We start from the raw sequence: 19831 nt of genomic DNA, 5'->3' as shown, positions 1-19831 counted from the left end.
GAAAACTGGATCAGGATGGGAAAATAGATAAGCGCAATTAACACATTGATTGATGCGCGGGGCGCATCAATGGCGATGCGGTAACAACGAGCGCTATAAGCAACAATAACTTAACAAATCATTGGCTTTTTATTCACCAATGTTCCGTAAGTCGCTGATATTGCGATTTTGTGAAGTCGCGCAGAGAGGCGCTTCCGAAAGAGCCGGGTAACCGCTTCGTTACCCGGCGGGTGCAGTTTAGCGCAGCGCCTCGGCAATGGCGCTGAACATCAGGGAGGCCTCCAGCGGCTGGGCGCTAAAGGACGGCTCCGCCTGCGGCCAGGTAGACCACTGGACGATGACCAGGTTTTCCTTCTGGTTCACTACGATCATCTGACCAAAAATGCCCAGCGCCCAGAGCGAGCCTTTCAGCGAATCCTGCGCTGCCGGCTCAACGCCGGTGGCGTTGGCGGGCACCGCGTTGTTCCACCACTGATAGCCGTACAGCCCGTCCGGGTGGGCGTCTGATACCGAGCCTTTCGCCTTCGTCCAGTCTGACGACTGCTGGATCCAGCCATCCGGAAGGATCTTTTTACCGTCCGGCAGCGTGCCGTTGTTGCGGATAAACTCCCCGAAGCGGCCCCAGTCCTCCAGCGTGGCGTTAAAGCCGTGCGCGCCGACGTCGTGCTGGCCTTTGCTGTAGGCATGCCATACGCCGTCGCTCGCCATGCCGTACGGCTGCCAGATGCTTTTCTCCAGATACGCTGCCAGCGTCATTCCGGTGGCGCGCTCCAGCACGTCGCCCAGCAGCCAGGCGCCGCCGGAGGAGTAAGACCAGCTCTCGCCGGCCGGGTGAGCCCTGCGTAACCCCTTCACCAGCCTGCGCACGCAGTCGTAGGTACCCGGCTTCGCCTCGCACTCGGTGAGCTGCGCGAAATCGGAGTTCGGGTTGGTGTAGTCCTCGTTCCACGCCACGCCGGAGGTGTGGGTGATAAGCTGCTTAAGCGTCACGCCGTCCCACGCGGTGCCTTTCAGATCGGGTTCATACCGCGTGACCAGGTCGTCGAGCGAGTGAATTTTTCCCTCTTTGAGAGCTACGCCCACCAGGGCTGATACCACCGATTTGCCTACCGAACGCGAGGTCCAGAGCGTGGAGTCGGTATTGCCCTGGGCGAGATACTTCCAGGCGATTTTGCCGTCCTTCAGCACCAGCATGCCGCTGACGTTCTGGCGTTTAAGGTACTCCTGAAGGCCGTAGCGCCTGCCGTTGACCTCATAGTGGGCATCCGCGAGCGGCTTGTCCGACATTTCCAGCGGTGCGGCGTTACCGTGGCGGAAAACATCCCCGGCGTAGTTGCGGTAGTCATTGCGAAAACCTACCACGCGGTCGGCCTGGCTCCAGGTGAGCATCTTATGGGTGTCCGGCAGCGCGGCGTCAAAGGGGGCAGGGCAGGCGCGGAGGCCGGTGTCTTCGCAGGCGGCCATTGCCGCAGGGGAGAGCAGGCTGCTGAAGACAAGGCTCGCCAGCAGGGCATGGTTTACTTTTCTGTTTTTCATATCCGTCTCGTATGGGTTAAGAACGGCTTCAGTTTAAAAAGCCCGGCGCTATAATAAAAAACGCATAATGGGGGAAAATCCCCCTCAAAAACGGAGAAAACGTGGCGGGTCTACTCTATTCCTTTGCACAGCTTGAGGCATTCACCGCCGTGGCTGAGAACGGCAGCCTGAGTAAAGCGGCGGTGGCGCTGAAGAAAGACCGCACGACGCTTCGCGATCTGATTGATTTTCTTGAGGACGGGCTGGGTTACCCGCTGTTTATTCGCGAGGGACGCACCCTGCGGCTCACGGCTGAAGGAGAGCAGCTCCAGCGCCAGGCGCATCTGCTGATGCGGCAGGTCAAAGCCTTTGAGGCCTTTGCCAGAGAGGTGCCCCACGGCGCCACGCAGGACCTGACGCTGGTCTACGATCCTTTTACCCCCAGAACCTTTCTCCACGGTGTCATCGCTGAAATGGCGGCGCGAAAAATCCGGCTGAGCCTCATCTGCGCCTCGCGCGATGAATCTGAACGCCTGCTGGCGAGCGGCCGCGCGGATCTGGCCATCTGTCAGGCGCGAAACCGCAGCGTGGGCAATGACATGGAGTGGCGGGCCCTGGGGGCAATCGATATGGATTTTTACGCCTCCGGCACGCTGTTTACGGATATGTCATCTCCGCTTTCGCTGCTTGACCTCTCCCTGGTTCCACAGGTTGTAATGCACCCCGCCTCGGACGAGCCGGTTGCGCGGCGCCTGCAGATTTCAGGGCACACCCTCTTTACTAACGAGCCGGAGATGCTGCGCGGCCTGCTGGAGCGCGGATGCGGCTGGGGATTCTTGCCGACCCATTTTGATGCAGTGCGGTGGCAAAACGTAAAAAGGCTGCGCACCGAAGTGGGCAGCCAGGGGATTAGTCAGACGATGGTCACCATCTGGAAGCCGGGGAGCGACAAGCGCGCCGTCATTGCTGACGCGCTTGCGCTATTGCCGGACGTGTGGAAGCGCTCAGCGCTGTGAACAGCCTTTGCACTGCTGGTTCTGGATCTGCTGGAAGAAATCGTTGCCTTTGTCATCTACCAGGATAAACGCCGGGAAGTTTTCCACTTCGATTTTCCAGATGGCTTCCATTCCCAGCTCCGGATACGCGACGCATTCCAGGCTCTTGATGCTGTTTTGCGCCAGCACCGCCGCCGGGCCACCAATGCTGCCCAGGTAGAAGCCGCCGTGCTTATGGCAGGCGTCGGTCACCTGCTGGCTGCGGTTGCCTTTCGCCAGCATGATCATGCTCGCACCGTGGGACTGCAGTAAATCGACATACGAGTCCATACGTCCCGCCGTGGTCGGGCCGAGCGAGCCGGACGCGTAGCCTTCCGGCGTTTTGGCCGGTCCCGCGTAGTAGATCGGGTGATCTTTAACGTACTGCGGCAGTTCTTCGCCGTTGTCGAGCAGCTCTTTCAGCTTCGCGTGGGCGATGTCGCGCGCCACGATGATGGTGCCGTTCAGCGACAGGCGGGTAGAGACCGGATGAGCGGAGAGCTGCGCCAGGATCTCATTCATCGGCTTGTTCAGGTTAATGCTGACCACGTCGCCTTCGCCTTGCTGGCGCAGCGATTCAGGAATGTACTGGCCCGGGTTGTGTTCCAGCTTCTCAATCCAGATCCCGTCGCGGTTGATTTTCGCCTTGATGTTGCGGTCTGCGGAGCAGGAGACGCCCATGCCGATCGGGCAGGAGGCGCCGTGGCGCGGCAGGCGGATCACGCGGATGTCGTGGGCGAAGTATTTACCGCCGAACTGCGCGCCGAGGCCGAGGCTCTGCGCTTCCTGAAGCAGTTCCTGTTCGAGCTGAACGTCGCGGAACGCCTGGCCGTGTTCGTTACCTTCGGTTGGCAGCGCGTCGTAGTAGCGTGTGGAAGCCAGCTTCACGGTTTTCAGCGTCGCTTCCGCCGACGTGCCGCCAATCACAAACGCGATATGGTACGGCGGGCACGCCGCGGTACCCAGGGTGCGCATCTTCTCAACCAGGTAGTTTTTCAGCTTCGCCGGGGTGATCAGCGCTTTGGTTTCCTGGTAGAGATAGGTTTTATTCGCGGAGCCGCCGCCCTTCGCCATGCACAGGAATTTGTATTCGTCGCCGTCCACGCTGTAGAGGTCAATCTGCGCGGGCAGGTTGGTGCCGGTATTCACCTCTTTATACATGTCCAGCGCCGCATTCTGGGAGTAGCGCAGGTTGTCTTCAATGTAGGTGTTGTACACACCCTGACTCAGCGCGGCTTCATCTCCGCCGCCGGTCCAGACGCGCTGGCCTTTTTTACCCATGATGATCGCCGTGCCGGTATCCTGACAGGTTGGCAGCACGCCCTTGGCGGCGATTTCAGAGTTACGCAGGAATTGCAGGGCAACGTATTTGTCGTTCTGGCTGGCTTCCGGGTCGTTGAGAATAGCGGCAACCTGCTTCTGGTGGGAAGGACGCAGCATAAACGCGGCATCGTGGAAGGCCTGCTGCGCCAGAAGCGTCAGCGCCTCTGGCTCGACTTTCAGGACTTCCTGACCGTCGAATTCGGCAACGGAGACGTGCTCTTTGGTCAGCAGATAGTATTCGGTGTCGTCATGCGCGAGAGGGAAGGGGTTCTGGTAGTAAAACGGTTTGTTTGACATAGCGTATTGCTCCACAAAAATAAAACCGCCGGAGGAGAAGTCCGGCGGTCAGGAATCAGAACATCATGGACATCCACGGATAACCAATCAGCAGCAGGGCCGCCAGGAAGATGGCACCGAAGATGGTGCCGAGGCGCCAGTAGTCTTTGGTTGGCAGGTAGCCGCTTCCGTAGTAAATCGGGCTTGGGCCAGTACCGTACGGGGTGATGATCCCCATTACGCCCAGCGAGGTCACCATCAGCAGGACGAACACTTCCATATTCATGCCCGGAATGGTGGAGGCGATGGTCAGCATTGCCGGCAGCAGCGCCGTGGTGTGCGCGGTGGTGCTGGCAAACAGGTAGTGCAGCAGGTAGAACGCCAGCAGCAGGACGATGGTCGCCACGCCCGGAGAGATACCGCTCATCAACAGACCGCCTTCTTTACCTAACCAGCTGATAAAGCCGGTAGAGGAGAGGCCATCCGCCAGCGCCACCAGGGTGGCGAACCAGACGAAGGTGTTCCACGCGGCTTTGTTACCGGTGATATCGTTCCACTCCAGCACGCCGGTCCACAGCATCAGACCTACGATGAGCAGGGCCGCCATCGCCGGTTCAATCCACGCGGCAGCGAAGATCCACATCAGCAGCGCACAGCACACGAACACCAGCAGCAGAATTTCATTGCGGGACAGTTTGCCCAGTTTTTCCAGCTCGCGGGTCGCCCACAGCGGCACTTCGTTATTCACTTTGACTTCAGGCGGGTAGAACCAGTAGGCCAGCAGCGGCATGGCCAGAATCAGCAGGATACCCAGCGGCAGGAAGGCGAGGAACCAGGTCCCCCAGGAGATATCAATCCCAACCGTACTTTTTACCAGCGCCAGCGCCAGCAGGTTCGGCGCGAGGGCGGAGAGGAACATTGAGCTGGTGATACAGGCTGCGGTGATCGCCACCCACATCAGATAGGAACCAATCTTGCGCGCGCTTGGGTCGTTCGGTTTTGAACCGTACAGCGGCGGCAGGTTAGCGATGATCGGGTAGATGGTCCCGCCGCTGCGCGCGGTGTTGGACGGGGTAAACGGTGCCAGCAGCAGGTCCGCGAAGGTGATAGCGTAACCGAGCGTCAGGCTGCGACGGCCCAGGTACTTCACCAGAATCAGCGCCAGACGGCGACCGAAGCGGGTTTTGTCATAGCCTGCGGCAAACATGAAGGCACCGAAAATCAGCCAGACGGTAGAGTTACCAAACCCGCTCACCGCCCATTTAAAGGAGGCGCCCGCCAGCTTGAATTTTGGATCCGCCAGCTGGTCAGGGCTGAACAGCACCCACTGGCTGCACAGGGCAATGGCGACGACGCCCGTCAGGCCGATGACCGCGCCCGGCAGCGGTTCGAAGATCAGGCCGACGATCACGCCGACAAAGATAGCGAAGTAGTGCCACGCGTAAGGCGGTAAACCTTCAGGGACGGGAACAAACAGCAGCAGTACGGCGACGATGACGGGCAATGCCATCATCAGCAGTCGTTTTGCTTTTCCGTTTGATGCCTGGTTCGCCACAGGGGGCGTTACAGCAGTTTTTGTATTCATAGTTTCACGTCTTAAGTTGTCAAGGATTCGGTTGCTCTGAAAAAACAAAATCGCTTTCTTAAGTTTTTTTGCTTTCTTTAGTTATTTAAGGTGCTGTTTTGTATTTTCAGTAATAGCTATTTAACGCTTTTTGGTTTGCGCTAAATTAAAAATTGATGATGTTTTTATATTGCGCCTTTGGATGCCATAACTATTGATCGAGATCAAAAAAACAGAATTGCAGCGTTATTTTTATGCTTTTATTAATAACCACTCTGGCGTATGTGGGTATTACGTATTTTACGATTGTATTTTATCATTCCTGTAACATTATTATTATTTGTAATTTTTCATATTGTTGATTTATATTGGTTTTTATGTGTAATGGTGAATTGGTTTTACCATTAATCATTTAACGAATTTTAAATTATTGTGAATGGTTAAATTACAATCTCTAACACCAATGTGTTATTTGTGTTATCGCAGGGATTAAATAGTTTTTTAACTAACGTAATAACTTTAGAAACTAAAAAAATCATTATATTAATATCATGACATCGGCAAATAACGACGAAATAAAAACCAATCCGATAACGAATTCTTAATTTTTAAAAGTTTGGAGTTTCTATTATGAGCACTAACGAACGCATTCTTAGCCCCTTCACATTACCGAATGGCACTGAACTGAAAAACCGTTTGTTAATGGCCCCTATGACAACCTGTACCGGCTATTATGACGGCACCGTCACCAGCGAGCTGGTGGAGTACTATCGGGCCCGTTCCGGCAGCATTGGCACCATCATCGTTGAGTGTTGCTTCATCGACGATCTCGGTCTCGCCTTCCCGGGTGCGATCGGTATTGATAATGACGAAAAAATCGCCGGGCTGGCGAAAATCGCGGAGGCGATTAAATCCAAAGGCTCTAAGGCGCTGCTGCAGATCTACCACGGCGGCCGCATGGTTGACCCGAAACTGATCGGTGGCCGTACGCCTGTTGGCCCAAGCGCTGTTGCCGCGCCGCGTGAGGGCGCAGCAACGCCGGTTGCGCTGACTGGCGAAGAAGTCGAAGGCATGATCGCCAAGTTTGGTGAAGCCGTACGCCGCGCTATTCAGGCCGGCTTCGACGGCGTGGAGATCCACGGCGCAAACACCTACCTGATTCAGCAGTTCTATTCGCCGAACTCAAACCAGCGCGACGACGAGTGGGGCGGCAGCCGCGATAACCGCGCGAAATTCCCGCTGGCGGTGCTGGATATCACCCACAAGATGGTGCGCCAGTACGCGGACGATGCGTTCATCGTTGGCTATCGCTTCTCCCCTGAAGAGATGGAAGTCCCGGGCATTCGCTTTGACGACACCATGTACCTGCTGGAGAAACTGGCGGCGCGCGGCGTGGATTATCTGCACTTCTCCGTCGGCGCCACCCTGCGACCTTCCATCGTCGATACCCAGGACCCGACGCCGCTTATTGAAAAATACTGCGCCATGCGTTCAGAAACGCTGGCACAGGTTCCGGTCATGGGCGTGGGCGGCGTGGTGAATGCCGCGGACGTCAATGAGGCGCTGGATCATGGTTATGACCTGATTGCCGTGGGTCGCGCGACTATCGCTTACCCGGACTGGACCGACCGCATCGCGTCCGGCGAAAGCCTGGAGCTGTTTATGGACAGCACCAAACGCGAGGAGCTGAGCATTCCTGAACCGCTGTGGCGCTTCTCGCTGGTGGAGGCGATGATCCGCGACATGAGCATGGGCGAGTCCAAATTCAAACCGGGCACCTTTGCGGAGAAAGTGCAGGATGACGCGAACGAGCTGGTGATTAACGTCAGCCTGGAGACCGATCGCATTGCCGATATCGAGCTGGCGTCTGGCCCGAGCGAAGACGTTGAGTTCGTTACCAGCTTTGAAGAGATCCGTACCCGCATTCTGGACGCCAATACCCCGCACGTCGATGCCATCACCGGCGCAACCAGCCAGAGCGAAGCGGTGAAAAAAGCGGTCTCTAAAGCGATGCTGAAATCCAGCAAAGCGCTGGCGGCAGAAGAGGGCGTTGACCCGAATGAAACCCGCTGCGTGGACGTTGTGGTGGTCGGCAGCGGCGGTGCCGGTCTGGCCGCGGCCATTCAGGCCCACGACGAAGGCGCAAGCGTGCTGATTGTTGAGAAGATGCCAACCATCGGCGGTAACACCATTAAAGCCTCTGCCGGGATGAACGCCGCAGAGACGCGCTTCCAGCGGGTGAAAGGCATTCAGGACAGCAAAGAGCTGTTCTATCAGGAAAGCCTGAAAGGCGGCGGCAACAAGAACAACCCGGAACTGCTGCGCCGCTTTGTTGAGAACGCGCCGCAGGCGATTGAGTGGCTGGCAACGCGCGGCATTATGCTGAATGACATCACCACCACCGGCGGGATGAGCATCGACCGTACTCACCGTCCAAAAGACGGCTCTGCGGTAGGCGGCTATCTGATCAGCGGCCTGGTGCGTAACGTCAACAAACGCAACATCGAGGTTATGCTGGATACCTCCGTCAGCGACATCATCGTCGAAAACGGCGAAGTAACCGGCGTGCGCCTGACCACCGAAGAGAACGAAACGCTCACCGTGGCAGCCAAAAGCGTGATTGTCGCCACCGGCGGCTTCAGCGCCAACAGCCAGATGGTTGTTAAATATCGTCCGGATCTGGAAGGTTTCGTCACCACCAACCACAAAGGGGCGACCGGCGGCGGTATCGCGCTGCTGGAACGTATTGGGGCAGGTACGGTCGATATGGGTGAGATTCAGATCCACCCGACCGTTGAGCAGAAAACGTCGTACCTGATTTCCGAATCCATCCGCGGCGGCGGGGCGATTCTGGTCAACCAGCAGGGGAACCGCTTCTTTAACGAGATGTCGACCCGCGATAAAGTCTCGGCGTCAATCATCGCGCTGCCGGAGAAATACGCATACATCGTCTTTGACGAGCATGTCCGTGCCAAAAACAAAGCCGCGGATGAGTACATCGCCAAAGGCTTTGTGACCAGCGCCAGCTCGCCTAAAGCCCTGGCCGAGGCGCTGGGCATGGATTACCACGCTTTCCTGGCGACCCTGGAACGCTACAACGGTTTCGTTGAAAAACAGCACGATGACGACTTTGGCCGTACCACCGCGCTGCGTGCGCCAATCAATGAAGGGCCGTTCTACGCCATTCAGATTGCGCCGGGCGTGCACCACACCATGGGCGGCGTGACCATCAACACCGAAACCTGCGTGCTGGACGGCAACCACAACGTGCTGCCAGGGGCGTTTGCGGCGGGTGAAGTGGTCGGCGGGATCCACGGCGGTAACCGTATTGGCGGTAACGCGGTGGCAGATATCATTATTTTTGGTACGCTTGCCGGACATCAGGCGGCGATGCGCTCGAAAAGAACGTAAGGCACCTGTTATGTAGGCCGGATACGCGCAGCGCTATCCGGCAGTTTCCCCGGCGGCGCGGTGCTTGCCGGGGCTACATCTGAGGAAACATGCCATGTCTAATGACAACCGCGTCTACAGTTACTCCGCCGTCCTGATGGGCTCACCCATCCTCCTGAAACTCTTCTCCCATGACGAAGCCCTCGCGTCCCGCGTGTTTCGCCTGATCAAACAGTATGAAGATCTGCTCACCGTCAACCGTGCACGCTCGCAGGTGATGGACATCAACCATGCGGCCGGCCAGCATCCGGTCACCGTCAGCCGACCGGTGTTTGAGCTGATCCGCTGTGCAAAAGCGGCAAGCCTGCTCAACGACAGCGCCTTTAACCTGGCCATTGGCCCGCTGGTGAAGCGCTGGAAAATTGGCTTCCAGGGAGACCGCGTTCCGCCTGCCGATGAAATTGCGTCGCTGCTTGCGATTACCCATCCTGAGGACGTCATTCTTGACGAGGCCAGCAGCAGCGTGTTTCTGGCCAGAGCGGGTATGGAGATCGATCTGGGGGCCATCGCCAAAGGGTATATCGCCGACAGGGTGCGTGATTACCTTCATAAAGAGGGCGCTGAGCTGGGGCTTATCAACCTCGGCGGAAATATCCAGACGCTGGGCTCGCCGGAAGGGGGCTGGAACGTGGGGCTTAAAAAACCGTTCGCCGCAGAAGCGCTCATTGGCACCCTGACCGTTGAGAACCTGTCGGTCGTCACGTCGGGAACGTACGAGCGCTATTTTGAACAGGACGGCAGGCGTTACCACCACATTCTCGATCCGCGCACCGGGTATCCGCTGGATAACGAACTGGATAGCGTGACTATTATTTCTAAAAACTCCATCGACGGTGATATCTGGACCACGCTGATGTACGGCCTGGGCGTGGAAAAGGGCTGCGCCGCCCTGCGCGCGCGCCCCGATATTGACGCTATCTTTGTGACCAAAACAAAAGAAGTGGTGTTCTCTTCAGCACACCACTTCCGCTTTACCCTGCTGGATAACGACTACCGCGTTATTGGCAGTATTGCTTGAGCAGGCCCGTCTGCTCCGGCTGGAGACGGTAGCGATACACCGGACGCCCGGTGGCGCCGTAGTGAATGCTGGTGAACAGAATATTGATTTGCGCCAGCCAGATCAGATATTTGCGGCAGGACACGCGGGAGATATTGACCGCGCTTGCCAGGTCATCGGTGGAAAACTCCGTCTCCGGGTGTGCGTCGATCCACTGGCAAATCGTGCGCAGCGTTTGCGGCGTTAACCCTTTCGGCAGCTTTTTACTGTCCGCCAGCTCCGGCGCCCCGCCGTGGATCAGCCGGTCGACGTCCGCCTGCTCATAATACTGGTGCGATCCCATCAGATTGTGCTTTGCCTTCCAGCCGTTCAGCGCCTCTTCAAAGCGCGGGAACTGGAACGGCTTTATCAGATAATCCACCACGCCGTAATGGATGGAGGTCTGGATCGTGGCGGCATCGGCGGCCGAGGAGATCATAATCACATCGATTGGGCGGCCGGATGCGCGAATAACGGGCAGCAGATCCAGCCCGTTATCCTGCTGCATATAGACGTCCAGTAGCACCAGATCGACAGGCTGGCTGGGGTTATTAATGATGGCCTCGGCCTGGTTTAGCGTGGAGGCGACGCCGCAGCAGCTAAAGCCTTCAACACGGTTGACATACAGACGGTTGAGGTCGGCTACCATGGCGTCATCATCGACAATTAATACATTTATCACGCGATATTCCTCTCGCTATCCCAGGGGATGTGAACAAAAAATTGGGTAAATACGCCTGGCTCAGACTCGACGGTGATATCGCCGCCGAGGTTCTGGATTTGCTGGCGGGCAAGGAACAGCCCAACGCCGCGGTTTTCACCTTTTGTTGAGAAGCCCTTTGTAAAAATAGCCTCCAGCTGCGTGGGATCAATGCCGGGGCCATCGTCGCTGACTTCACAGCTGAGCCAGCCGTTCTGATAGTGCAGCAGCAGAGTTATTTCACCTTCCGGCTGGCCTTCCATCGCGTCCAGTGCGTTTTCAATTAAGTTACCGAGCACGGTGACCAGCACCGCTACTTGTTCTTCGCTGGCGGTATCGGGGATCTGGCATTCGTCCGCCAGCGTCAGGGTGACGCCCGCTTCTTTCGCCCGGTTGATTTTACCCAGCAGGAATCCGGCAATCACCGGGGATTTTACCTTGCTCTGTATCGTACCGATATCCGTCTGGTAATGATGCGCCGTCTGGATGATGTACTCTTCCAGCTTGTCGTAGCGCTTAATGTGCAGCAGGCCCAGGATGACGTGCAGCTTGTTCATAAACTCGTGCGTGTGGGCGCGCAGGGCGTCGACGTAATTGACCATGCCATCGATACGCTGCATCAGCTGGCTGATTTCCGTTTTATCGCGGAAGGTGGTGATGGCGCCGATGACCCGATCCTGACTTTTAACGGGCACCATGTTGCACAGCAGCAGTCGGCCGTTGCAGCTGATCTCCTGATCCTGGCGCGCGACGCCCGTCTTTGAGACTTCACGCAGGCCGGCCAGCAGGGGAGCGCTGGCGTTTTCGGTCTGCTTGCCGGAAGGCAGAAGCAATATTTCTCTGGCGGTGTGGTTAATCATCGTCACGCGCCCGTGAATATCGACGGCCAGAACCCCTTCACGCAGCGACTGCAGCATCGCCTGACGCTGTTCGAACAGGGCGGAAATTTCGTAAGGCTCGAGCCCGAACAGGATGCGTTTCAGGACCCGCACCAGGCCCCAGATTGCCATAGAGCTCATAAAGATGCTGAACAAAATGGTCCAGACGGCGTTTAGCCGCCCGCGGGTGATTTGCTCTTCAACCTTATTGAGGGAGATACCCACCGCTACTACGCCGATCTGCTCGTGCTGACTATCGTAGACGGGCGTAAAAACGCGCAGCGCTTCGGCGAGCGCGCCCCGGTTAACCGATACGTTCTCTTTGCCTTCCAGCGCGGGAGTTAAATCGTCGCCGATAAAATGCAGCCCCAGCAGCGCCTCGTTCGGGTGAGAATAGCGGATCCCGCGCATATCGGTCACCACGGTGAACAGCAGATCGTTTCGTTTCGTCACCGCCTGGGCGATGGGCTGAATAATATTCTCCTGCGGTGCCTGCATCAGGCCGCGCTGTATCTCGGGGCTGTCGGCGAGGGTGCGGGCAATGCCGAGCGCGGTGTCTTTGACGTCATCGCGCGTTGCCCGGGTGATCTGCACCGCATAGAGCGCAAAGACCACCAGCAGCACTGAACCGATAATCGCGCACACCATCAGCGTGACCAGGGTGTTCAGCTTCATGGGGCGCTTGCGCGTCGGAAGGAAAGGCTGCAAATCGCTCATTAACACTCCGCGATGATTAAGAAAGGGGGTAATTATCGCTGATGACGCGCTTTTCTTAAAGCCGAGTAAAGCCGTGGATTTGGTCCTCTTTTCGTGACCCTCCTCGCAGGTCATCGATATAAAACACTTTATAGTGTGTGGGTACTCATAATAAGGAGGCTGTTTATGAGCATTATGCTTACCGGTTCGGTCAAGGAAAGACGGCACGCCAGCACGATGAATATTGATAGATTGTCCACGCTGGACATGCTGAAAGTCATTCACCAGGATGATGCACTCATTTCTGCTGCTATTACCCCCTGTTTACAAACTATCGCCCGCGTGGTGGATAACGCCGCCGCGACCCTCAGCCACGGGGGGCGGCTGGTGATTGTCGGCGCCGGGCCGTCCGGCTGCGTTGCACAGCAGGTTGCAGATGACTATGCACCGGGCAAAACCCCGGTGATTGCCGTGACGCCACAGGAAGGGGAAGGGAGCTACGAGCGCGGCGTTGCCGACCTGCAGGCCATCAAATTTGGTGAACACGATATGATGCTGGCAGTAAGCGTCAGCGGAAAAACGCCGTGGGTCTGGGGCGCAATGCGGCATGCCTGGTCGCTGGGTTCGCCGGTCGCCATCATTACGGGTGATGCGCAAAGTGAAGCCGCGCAGCTGGCGAGCATGGTCATCGCTCCGGAGTTGGGTGCTGACGTTGTTGCCGGGTATCTCAACACCAAAGCGGGGATTGCGCAAAAAATGATCCTCTCGATGATTACCACCGGGCTGGCCGTTCGAACCGGACGCGTTTACAGCAACCTGCGCGTGGATCTCGAGGCAGACAATACCAAATGGGCCGAGCGGCAAATCGCCATTGTGATGGAGGCGGGGGGATGCACCCGGGCGCAGGCAAAAGCCGCGCTGGAGAGCTGTAATCATAATTGTAAAACGGCGGTACTGATGGTGCTGACGGGGCTGGATGCGTGGAAAGCCCATGAACTGCTGGCGCAAAATAACGGGTTTATTCGCGTGGCGCTGCAGGAAGCGCCGTAAGATCTTCAGATAGTAAAAAGGCCGCAATTGCGGCCTTTGGTATTTTTGATGATTAGAACTGGTAAACAATACCCATAGCAAACTGATCGTCAGTTGCGTTGCCAGTGATGGCACCGTCTTCTTCGTCCAGCAGGTTAAATTTATAGGCAGTATAAACGTTCATATTTTTATTGAAGTAGTACCAGGTACCCACTTCAATATAATTTACGCGGTCAGCGTCAACGCCTTTATAACCATTGCGGGCATACAGGTCTTTACCCTGTGAGTATACGTAGCCCAGAGATGGACGCAGACCAAAGTCGAATTGATACTGAACAACGGCTTCCACGTTTTGGGTTTTATTGGCGAAGGCATTGTATCCAACTTTAGTCATATTACGGGTTTCACCGTACATCACCGCAGCATAAACGTTGTTTGCATCATATTTTGCAGACAGAGACCAAACTTCCGCCGTATCGCCATAACCGTCAGCAGACTGCTCATCGGTACGGTCGGATTTACCGTACACGCCAACGAAACCAAAGCCATCAATGTTATAATTCACAGACATGCTGTAACCATCACCATTCGCTTTGAATTCATTGCGGTTATCGTTTTTACCCTGGTACTGTACAGCAAAGTTAAGACCTTCAACCATGCCGAAGAAATCGGTGTTACGGTAAGTCGCAACGCCGTTGGTACGCTGTGTCATAAAGTTATCAGTGGCAGCCCATGAGTCTCCACCCCATTCAACCAGCATATCGGTATACGCCGCGCCGTCATAAGCCACGCCGTAATTGCGGCCATAATCGAATGAGCCGTAGTCTGCGAATTTCAGACCCGCGAAGGCCAGACGTGTACTTTCGTCCTGCTCACCTTCAGGTGTGCTGGCATCAATGTTATATTCAAACTGGCCGTAACCGGTCAGTTCGTTATTGATCTGTGTTTCGCCTTTCACACCAAAACGGGCATATGAAGTATCTTCATTTTCACTGTTGCTTGTGTCAGTGTCCGACCAGATGCGTTCACCCACCATCTTGCCGTAGAAATCAACTTTATTGCCGTCTTTGTTGTAAATCTCAGCCGCATTTGCTGCGCCTGCCATTAATAAGGCGGGTACAAGAATAGCCAGAACTTTTCTTTTCATTATATATTCCCTTGAAAGATAATTTATATGAATATATGTAATCACTCTCCATAATTACAGGGTCGATACTATTCCAGGAGTTGTCATTTAGTTTCAAAAATAAATGTAATTAAATTCGTTCAAATATTGCAAAATATTTCTATTAATCTCTTTATTTTTCTTGTGAATTAATTAATTGAATTTATATGATGTAATTATTATTAAGTATTTCACAATTCTATTATTAAATTGATTTAATTCGGTTGTGTTATAATTCATTCTCTTTTTAACAACAGGACATGACGATGGAACTTGCCCGGTGGCAGCACGGCTTTGAGCGCTGGCTCGAGGAAAACCACACGACCGACGATACCGCACATGATATTTCGCACTTTCGTCGCGTCTGGATGACGGCGCAAAAAATCATGACTCACCAGGCGGCAAATCCCCTGGTGGTCCTGGCCGCGTGTTATTTTCACGACATCGTCAGCCTGCCGAAAAACCATCCTGAACGCGGCCGGTCATCGCAGCTGGCAGCGCGCAAGACGGGTGACATTCTGCGCCGGGACTTCCCGGACTTCCCGTCTGAATGCTATGCCGCCGTGGAACATGCCGTTGAGGCGCACAGCTTCAGTGCCGGGATTACGCCGCAGAGTATCGAAGCCAAAATTGTGCAGGACGCTGACCGGCTGGAGGCGCTAGGGGCTATTGGCCTGGCGCGCGTCTTTGCCGTCTCGGGCGCGCTGGGCGTACCGCTGTTTGACGCGGACGATCCCTTTGCCGATGCGCGCCCGCTCGACGATCGCGCGTTTGCCCTCGACCATTTTCAGACCAAGCTGCTGCGCCTGCCTGATACAATGCAAACGGAAATGGGCCGCGAGCTGGCACGCCACAACGCCGATTTCCTGATCCAGTTTATGGCGAAACTGAGTGCTGAACTACACGGCGACTGTATTGGGCAGGATAGCCAGGTGCTGAGCCGCTTCCGTCGCAGTTTGCGCGAATGAACTGTGGTAATCTGTTCCCAGTCTTTCTTCTCCGGTTAAAAGAATGCAGGAAAATCGATCAGTGACAGAGCCCGCGCCTGAGCAGGCTGAGAAATCAACGGCAACGGTGCAGGCGTTACTGCGCCAGCTGTTGGATAGCTATGATGCTAAAACGCTGGCAAATCTGCTGGTGGCACACGGCGAGAGCCACTGGAGCCCGGCCATTCTTAAACGTCTGCTGACCAGCGAACGGGCAGGGCGTCGCCTGAGCGAAGGCGAGTTTCGTTATCTGCAAAACCTGCTTCCGCGTCCTCCTGCTGCGCACCCGAACTATGCCTTCCGCTTTATCGATCTGTTTGCCGGTATCGGCGGCATCCGACACGGTTTCGAAGCTATCGGTGGTCAGTGCGTGTTTACCAGCGAGTGGAACAAACATGCCGTGCGTACCTACAAGGCTAACTGGTACTGCGATCCGCATGAGCATCATTTCAACGCGGATATCCGCGATGTCACCCTGAGCCATAAAAGCGGCGTGAGCGATGAACAGGCCGCCGAACACATTCGTCAGACCATCCCGGCGCATGACGTGCTGCTGGCGGGGTTCCCGTGTCAGCCTTTCTCGCTGGCCGGGGTTTCAAAAAAGAATGCCCTCGGACGCGCCCACGGTTTCGCCTGCGATACGCAGGGAACGCTGTTTTTTGACGTGGCCCGTATCATTGACGCCCGTCGTCCGGCCATCTTCGTGCTGGAAAACGTCAAAAACTTAAAAAGCCACGACGGCGGGAAAACCTTCCGCATTATCATGCAAACGCTGGATGAGCTGGGCTATGACGTGGCGGATTGTCAGGACATGGGCGCGGATGACCCAAAAATCATTGATGGCAAGCATTTCCTGCCCCAGCATCGTGAACGTATCGTGCTGGTGGGTTTCCGCCGCGACCTTAATCTGAAGGGGGATTTCACCCTGCGGGATATCCCGTCTCTCTATCCGGAGCGACGTCCCACCGTGGCCGACCTGCTGGAACCTGTCGTTGACGCGAAATTTATCCTCACCCCGGTGCTGTGGAAATATCTCTACCGCTATGCCAAGAAACATCAGGCGAAAGGCAACGGCTTCGGTTTTGGGATGGTCAACCCCAACGATCCGCACAGCGTGACCCGCACGTTGTCCGCGCGCTACTACAAAGACGGCGCGGAAATCCTCATCGACAGGGGCTGGGACAAGGCGCTGGGTGAAAAAGATTTCGACGATCCGCACAACCAGCGTCACCGCCCGCGACGCTTAACGCCGCGGGAATGCGCCCGGCTGATGGGCTTTGAGTCCCCGCAGGGTTACCGCTTCCGCATTCCGGTTTCGGACACCCAGGCGTACCGCCAGTTTGGTAATTCGGTGGTGGTTCCCGCGTTTGCGGCCGTGGCAAAACTGCTGGCCTCGCGCATCAGACAGGCGGTGGCGCTCCGTCAGGGTGAGGCCGTCAATGACGGATGTTCACGATAAGGCGACGCGCAGTAAAAACATGCGTGCCATCGGCACGCGTGACACCGCCATTGAAAAACGTCTGGCCGGGCTGCTGACGCAGGCGGGATTTGAGTTCCGCGTGCAGGATCCCACCCTGGCGGGTCGCCCCGATTTTGTCATCGACGCATGGCAGTGCATCATCTTTACCCACGGCTGCTTCTGGCACCATCACGACTGCTACCTGTTTAAAGTCCCCGCGACGCGCACCGATTTCTGGCTGGAGAAGATTGGCAAGAACGTCGAACGCGACAGGCGGGATCTCACCGCGCTGATTGCGCAGGGCTGGCGGGTGCTTATCGTCTGGGAGTGTGCGCTGAGAGGCCGATTAAAGCTGAACGATACCGATCTGACCGAACGGCTGGAAGAGTGGATCTGCGGCGGCGGCCAGACCGCGCAGATCGACACGCAGGGCATTCACCTGCTTAAGGTTTCTCCACCTCGCAAGGGGTGACCACCGGTTTTGCTGGCAGCAAATATTTGCCTAAGGTGACCAGCACGACGGCGAAAACAATCACCCCTAAAGCAATCCATTCAACGGAAGAGAGCGTTTCGCCGCCTAATCCCGTGCCGAGCAGCACGGCCACCACCGGGTTGACGTAGGCATAGCTGGTGGCAACCGCCGGGGAGACGTTGCGGATCAGGAACATATAGGCATTAATGGCGATGAGGGATCCAAACAGCGCCAGATACCCTACCGCGAGAAAGCCCGACATGCCCGGCAGGGTAGTCAGCTTTTCTCCCGTCAGCGCGGAGGCGAGCAGCAGCACAATCCCCGCGGCGAGCATCTCAATCGCGCCGGCCATCATGCCGGTGGGAAGTTCGATGCGTGAACCGTATACGGAACCAAATGCCCAGCTCATTGAGCCAATCAGGATAATCACTGCGCCCCACGGATTCCCGCTCAGGTTACCGCCGCTATTGAGCAGAATAATGCCGGCGAGGCCGATACCAATCCCCAGCCATTCCAGCTTGCGGGTGCGGATACCGAAAAGGCGGCTGAAGCAGAGGGTAAACAGCGGAACGGTGGCAACGACCACGGCGGCGATCCCGGACGGTACGTTCTGGTGCTCGGCAATCGTCACAAACCCATTTCCCACCGCCAGCAGCAGCAGGCCGATCAGGGCGGCATTCAGCATCGGTCGCAGAGGGGGAAGCTTATGTCCGCGCAGCAGCAGAAACGCGAGCAGCAAGACGCCAGCCGAGAGGAAACGGATGCCCGCCATCATCAGCGGCGGCCAGCTTTCCACGCCGATGCGAATGACAAAGTAGGTTGAACCCCAGATGATGTACAGCGAAAAGAGTGCCCCGATGAGCGGTAGCAATTGCCGGAAACGCATAATCCCTCACGACGTAATAAAAAGGTCGCTGATAGTAAACGCGAAAACTATCGTGCTGGCGAGTCCTTTAATTGTGCAGTTGATGTTAATTTTTTGTTGACGTGAGGTGCCTGTTTCCGGGTTTGCACTTTTGCTCCATACTATTCACCTAATTACCAAAAAATGAAGGATTAAGATTTTGGCAGGAAGTAGCTTATTAACATTGCTGGATGATATTGCCACCTTACTGGATGACATTTCAGTGATGGGAAAACTGGCGGCGAAGAAAACCGCAGGCGTGCTGGGCGATGATTTATCGCTTAACGCCCAACAGGTGAGTGGGGTGAGGGCCAACCGCGAACTGCCGGTGGTGTGGGGCGTGGCGAAAGGCTCCTTCCTGAATAAGGTGATTCTGGTGCCGTTGGCGCTGCTGATCAGCGCCTTTATTCCCTGGGCGATCACGCCGCTGCTGATGATCGGCGGGGCATTTCTCTGCTTCGAGGGCGTGGAGAAAGTTCTGCACTCCTTTAGCGCGCGCAAGGAGAGCGATACCCCGGAAATGCGCCAGCAGCGTCTTGAAGCGCTGGCCGCACAGGATCCGAAAACCTTCGAGCGCGATAAGGTCAAAGGCGCCATTCGGACCGACTTTATCCTGTCCGCAGAAATCGTCGCCATTACGCTGGGCATTGTGTCTGACGCACCGCTCCTGAATCAGGTCCTGATCCTCTCCGGCATCGCGATTCTGGTCACGGTAGGCGTGTACGGTCTGGTAGGATTGATCGTTAAGCTGGACGATATTGGCTACTGGCTTGAAGATAAATCGAGCGCGGTAGCAAGAGGCATCGGTAAGAGCTTACTGGTGCTGGCCCCCTGGCTGATGAAGAGTTTGTCCGTGGTGGGCACGCTGGCAATGTTCCTCGTGGGCGGCGGTATTGTGGTTCACGGCATTGCGCCGCTGCACCATGCTATCGAACATTTCTCCTCGGCGCAGGGTGCTGTTGTCGCGGCGATACTGCCTACGCTGCTGAATCTGGTGCTCGGCTTTATCATTGGCGCTATCGTGGTCGCGGCGGTGAAGCTGGTTGAGAAATTACACGGCACGGCGCACTAATTGTTACCCGCTGTGGGATGCAAAAAGACCATTCCTCGTCTAAATTGAAACAGTTTCACCCTGATACAGGAGGCAGGTATGGTCTTTTTGGTCAGTGATGAAGTTAAGCCTAAGAAGGGCGGCCCACGTATGATTGTGACCGGGTATTCCAGCGGAATGGTGGAATGTCGGTGGCACGATGGCTATAGCATCAAGCGGGAGGCATTTCGTGAAGATGAGCTTCAGCCGGGTGACGGGCAGCACAAGCGAGATAAGGCTTAATCTCATAACGC

General features: G+C 56.1%; 16 protein-coding genes. 9 read left to right on the top strand and 7 right to left on the bottom strand.

What is annotated here, in order from left to right; all coding sequences use genetic code 11:
* Nucleotides 1-237: 237 nt before the first annotated feature.
* Nucleotides 238-1536, bottom strand: coding sequence for a serine hydrolase domain-containing protein (locus ACWHWP_RS14865; RefSeq protein WP_447855903.1), 1299 nt, complete (start codon nt 1534-1536; stop codon nt 238-240).
* A gap of 101 nt (nt 1537-1637) precedes the next feature.
* Here ACWHWP_RS14865 and ACWHWP_RS14860 point away from each other — a divergent pair, with 101 nt between their 5' ends.
* Complete coding sequence (locus tag ACWHWP_RS14860) at nt 1638-2531, top strand: LysR family transcriptional regulator (protein WP_059310241.1); 894 nt, start codon at nt 1638-1640, stop codon at nt 2529-2531.
* Here the strand turns inward: ACWHWP_RS14860 and fumA are convergent.
* Both fumA and ACWHWP_RS14850 read right to left on the bottom strand, forming a co-directional pair.
* Complete coding sequence (gene fumA / locus ACWHWP_RS14855) at nt 2520-4169, bottom strand: class I fumarate hydratase FumA (protein WP_447855902.1); 1650 nt, start codon at nt 4167-4169, stop codon at nt 2520-2522. The two genes, ACWHWP_RS14860 and fumA, sit on opposite strands and share 12 nt — an antisense overlap.
* 55 nt (nt 4170-4224) lie before the next feature.
* Complete coding sequence (locus ACWHWP_RS14850) at nt 4225-5733, bottom strand: anion permease (protein ID WP_072250552.1); 1509 nt, start codon at nt 5731-5733, stop codon at nt 4225-4227.
* Between the two features lie 609 nt (nt 5734-6342).
* Between ACWHWP_RS14850 and ACWHWP_RS14845 the strand changes: the two genes are divergently transcribed.
* Nucleotides 6343-9123, top strand: a complete 2781-nt coding sequence (locus ACWHWP_RS14845) for a flavocytochrome c (RefSeq protein WP_447855901.1) — start codon at nt 6343-6345, stop codon at nt 9121-9123.
* A gap of 94 nt (nt 9124-9217) precedes the next feature.
* Nucleotides 9218-10180: an FAD:protein FMN transferase gene (locus ACWHWP_RS14840; protein ID WP_447855900.1), complete on the top strand. Its 963-nt coding sequence runs from the start codon at nt 9218-9220 to the stop codon at nt 10178-10180.
* Here ACWHWP_RS14840 and dcuR read toward each other — a convergent pair.
* A complete protein-coding gene (dcuR, locus tag ACWHWP_RS14835; protein WP_063431846.1) occupies nt 10161-10880 on the bottom strand; it encodes a two-component system response regulator DcuR in 720 nt (239 codons plus the stop codon). The two genes, ACWHWP_RS14840 and dcuR, sit on opposite strands and share 20 nt — an antisense overlap.
* Complete coding sequence (locus ACWHWP_RS14830) at nt 10877-12493, bottom strand: sensor histidine kinase (protein WP_059310236.1); 1617 nt, start codon at nt 12491-12493, stop codon at nt 10877-10879. Before ACWHWP_RS14830 ends, dcuR begins: the two co-directional genes overlap by 4 nt.
* 165 nt (nt 12494-12658) lie before the next feature.
* Here ACWHWP_RS14830 and ACWHWP_RS14825 point away from each other — a divergent pair, with 165 nt between their 5' ends.
* The gene (locus ACWHWP_RS14825) at nt 12659-13522 is read left to right on the top strand and encodes an N-acetylmuramic acid 6-phosphate etherase (protein WP_447855899.1); all 864 of its coding nucleotides are present in this window, start codon (nt 12659-12661) and stop codon (nt 13520-13522) included.
* A gap of 52 nt (nt 13523-13574) precedes the next feature.
* Here ACWHWP_RS14825 and ACWHWP_RS14820 read toward each other — a convergent pair whose 3' ends face one another.
* Nucleotides 13575-14648: a porin gene (locus ACWHWP_RS14820; RefSeq protein WP_059310234.1), complete on the bottom strand. Its 1074-nt coding sequence runs from the start codon at nt 14646-14648 to the stop codon at nt 13575-13577.
* 284 nt (nt 14649-14932) lie between these two features.
* On the opposite strand from ACWHWP_RS14820, the gene ACWHWP_RS14815 reads away from it, so the two are divergent.
* The 3 genes from ACWHWP_RS14815 (at nt 14933) to ACWHWP_RS14805 (ending at nt 17583) form a co-directional block, all read left to right on the top strand.
* Nucleotides 14933-15634 (top strand): phosphohydrolase, encoded by a 702-nt coding sequence (locus ACWHWP_RS14815; protein ID WP_447855898.1) that lies wholly within the window; start codon nt 14933-14935, stop codon nt 15632-15634.
* 61 nt (nt 15635-15695) lie between these two features.
* Nucleotides 15696-17111, top strand: a complete 1416-nt coding sequence (locus ACWHWP_RS14810; RefSeq protein ID WP_447855897.1) for a DNA cytosine methyltransferase — start codon at nt 15696-15698, stop codon at nt 17109-17111.
* Complete coding sequence (locus ACWHWP_RS14805; protein ID WP_447855896.1) at nt 17092-17583, top strand: very short patch repair endonuclease; 492 nt, start codon at nt 17092-17094, stop codon at nt 17581-17583. The genes ACWHWP_RS14810 and ACWHWP_RS14805 overlap by 20 nt, the downstream gene beginning before the upstream one ends.
* Here ACWHWP_RS14805 and yedA read toward each other — a convergent pair.
* Nucleotides 17555-18469, bottom strand: a complete 915-nt coding sequence (gene yedA, locus ACWHWP_RS14800; RefSeq protein ID WP_447855895.1) for a drug/metabolite exporter YedA — start codon at nt 18467-18469, stop codon at nt 17555-17557. The two genes, ACWHWP_RS14805 and yedA, sit on opposite strands and share 29 nt — an antisense overlap.
* A gap of 178 nt (nt 18470-18647) precedes the next feature.
* Between yedA and ACWHWP_RS14795 the strand changes: the two genes are divergently transcribed.
* Together ACWHWP_RS14795 and ACWHWP_RS14790 are read left to right on the top strand one after the other, a co-directional pair.
* Nucleotides 18648-19559, top strand: a complete 912-nt coding sequence (locus ACWHWP_RS14795; RefSeq protein WP_447855894.1) for a DUF808 domain-containing protein — start codon at nt 18648-18650, stop codon at nt 19557-19559.
* A gap of 78 nt (nt 19560-19637) precedes the next feature.
* Nucleotides 19638-19820 carry a YodC family protein gene (locus ACWHWP_RS14790; protein ID WP_008500307.1) on the top strand — a complete coding sequence of 61 codons (183 nt, stop codon included), beginning with the start codon at nt 19638-19640 and terminating at the stop codon, nt 19818-19820.
* Nucleotides 19821-19831: the final 11 nt, after the last annotated feature.

The sequence above is a fragment of the Enterobacter sp. WI-ESBL-E8 genome (assembly GCF_053364895.1).
This window is presented reverse-complemented; position numbering and strand designations above follow the sequence as displayed.

Bases quoted from the DNA above. Each gene is read 5' to 3' on its own strand.
- ACWHWP_RS14805 (WP_447855896.1), top strand. From the start codon at position 17,092: ATGACGGATGTTCACGATAAGGCGACGCGCAGTAAAAACATGCGTGCC.
- yedA (WP_447855895.1), bottom strand. From the start codon at position 18,469: ATGCGTTTCCGGCAATTGCTACCGCTCATCGGGGCACTCTTTTCGCTG.
- ACWHWP_RS14830 (WP_059310236.1), bottom strand. From the start codon at position 12,493: ATGAGCGATTTGCAGCCTTTCCTTCCGACGCGCAAGCGCCCCATGAAG.
- ACWHWP_RS14840 (WP_447855900.1), top strand. From the start codon at position 9,218: ATGTCTAATGACAACCGCGTCTACAGTTACTCCGCCGTCCTGATGGGC.
- ACWHWP_RS14790 (WP_008500307.1), top strand. From the start codon at position 19,638: ATGGTCTTTTTGGTCAGTGATGAAGTTAAGCCTAAGAAGGGCGGCCCA.
- ACWHWP_RS14825 (WP_447855899.1), top strand. From the start codon at position 12,659: ATGAGCATTATGCTTACCGGTTCGGTCAAGGAAAGACGGCACGCCAGC.
- ACWHWP_RS14815 (WP_447855898.1), top strand. From the start codon at position 14,933: ATGGAACTTGCCCGGTGGCAGCACGGCTTTGAGCGCTGGCTCGAGGAA.
- fumA (WP_447855902.1), bottom strand. From the start codon at position 4,169: ATGTCAAACAAACCGTTTTACTACCAGAACCCCTTCCCTCTCGCGCAT.
- ACWHWP_RS14845 (WP_447855901.1), top strand. From the start codon at position 6,343: ATGAGCACTAACGAACGCATTCTTAGCCCCTTCACATTACCGAATGGC.
- ACWHWP_RS14820 (WP_059310234.1), bottom strand. From the start codon at position 14,648: ATGAAAAGAAAAGTTCTGGCTATTCTTGTACCCGCCTTATTAATGGCA.
- ACWHWP_RS14865 (WP_447855903.1), bottom strand. From the start codon at position 1,536: ATGAAAAACAGAAAAGTAAACCATGCCCTGCTGGCGAGCCTTGTCTTC.
- ACWHWP_RS14850 (WP_072250552.1), bottom strand. From the start codon at position 5,733: ATGAATACAAAAACTGCTGTAACGCCCCCTGTGGCGAACCAGGCATCA.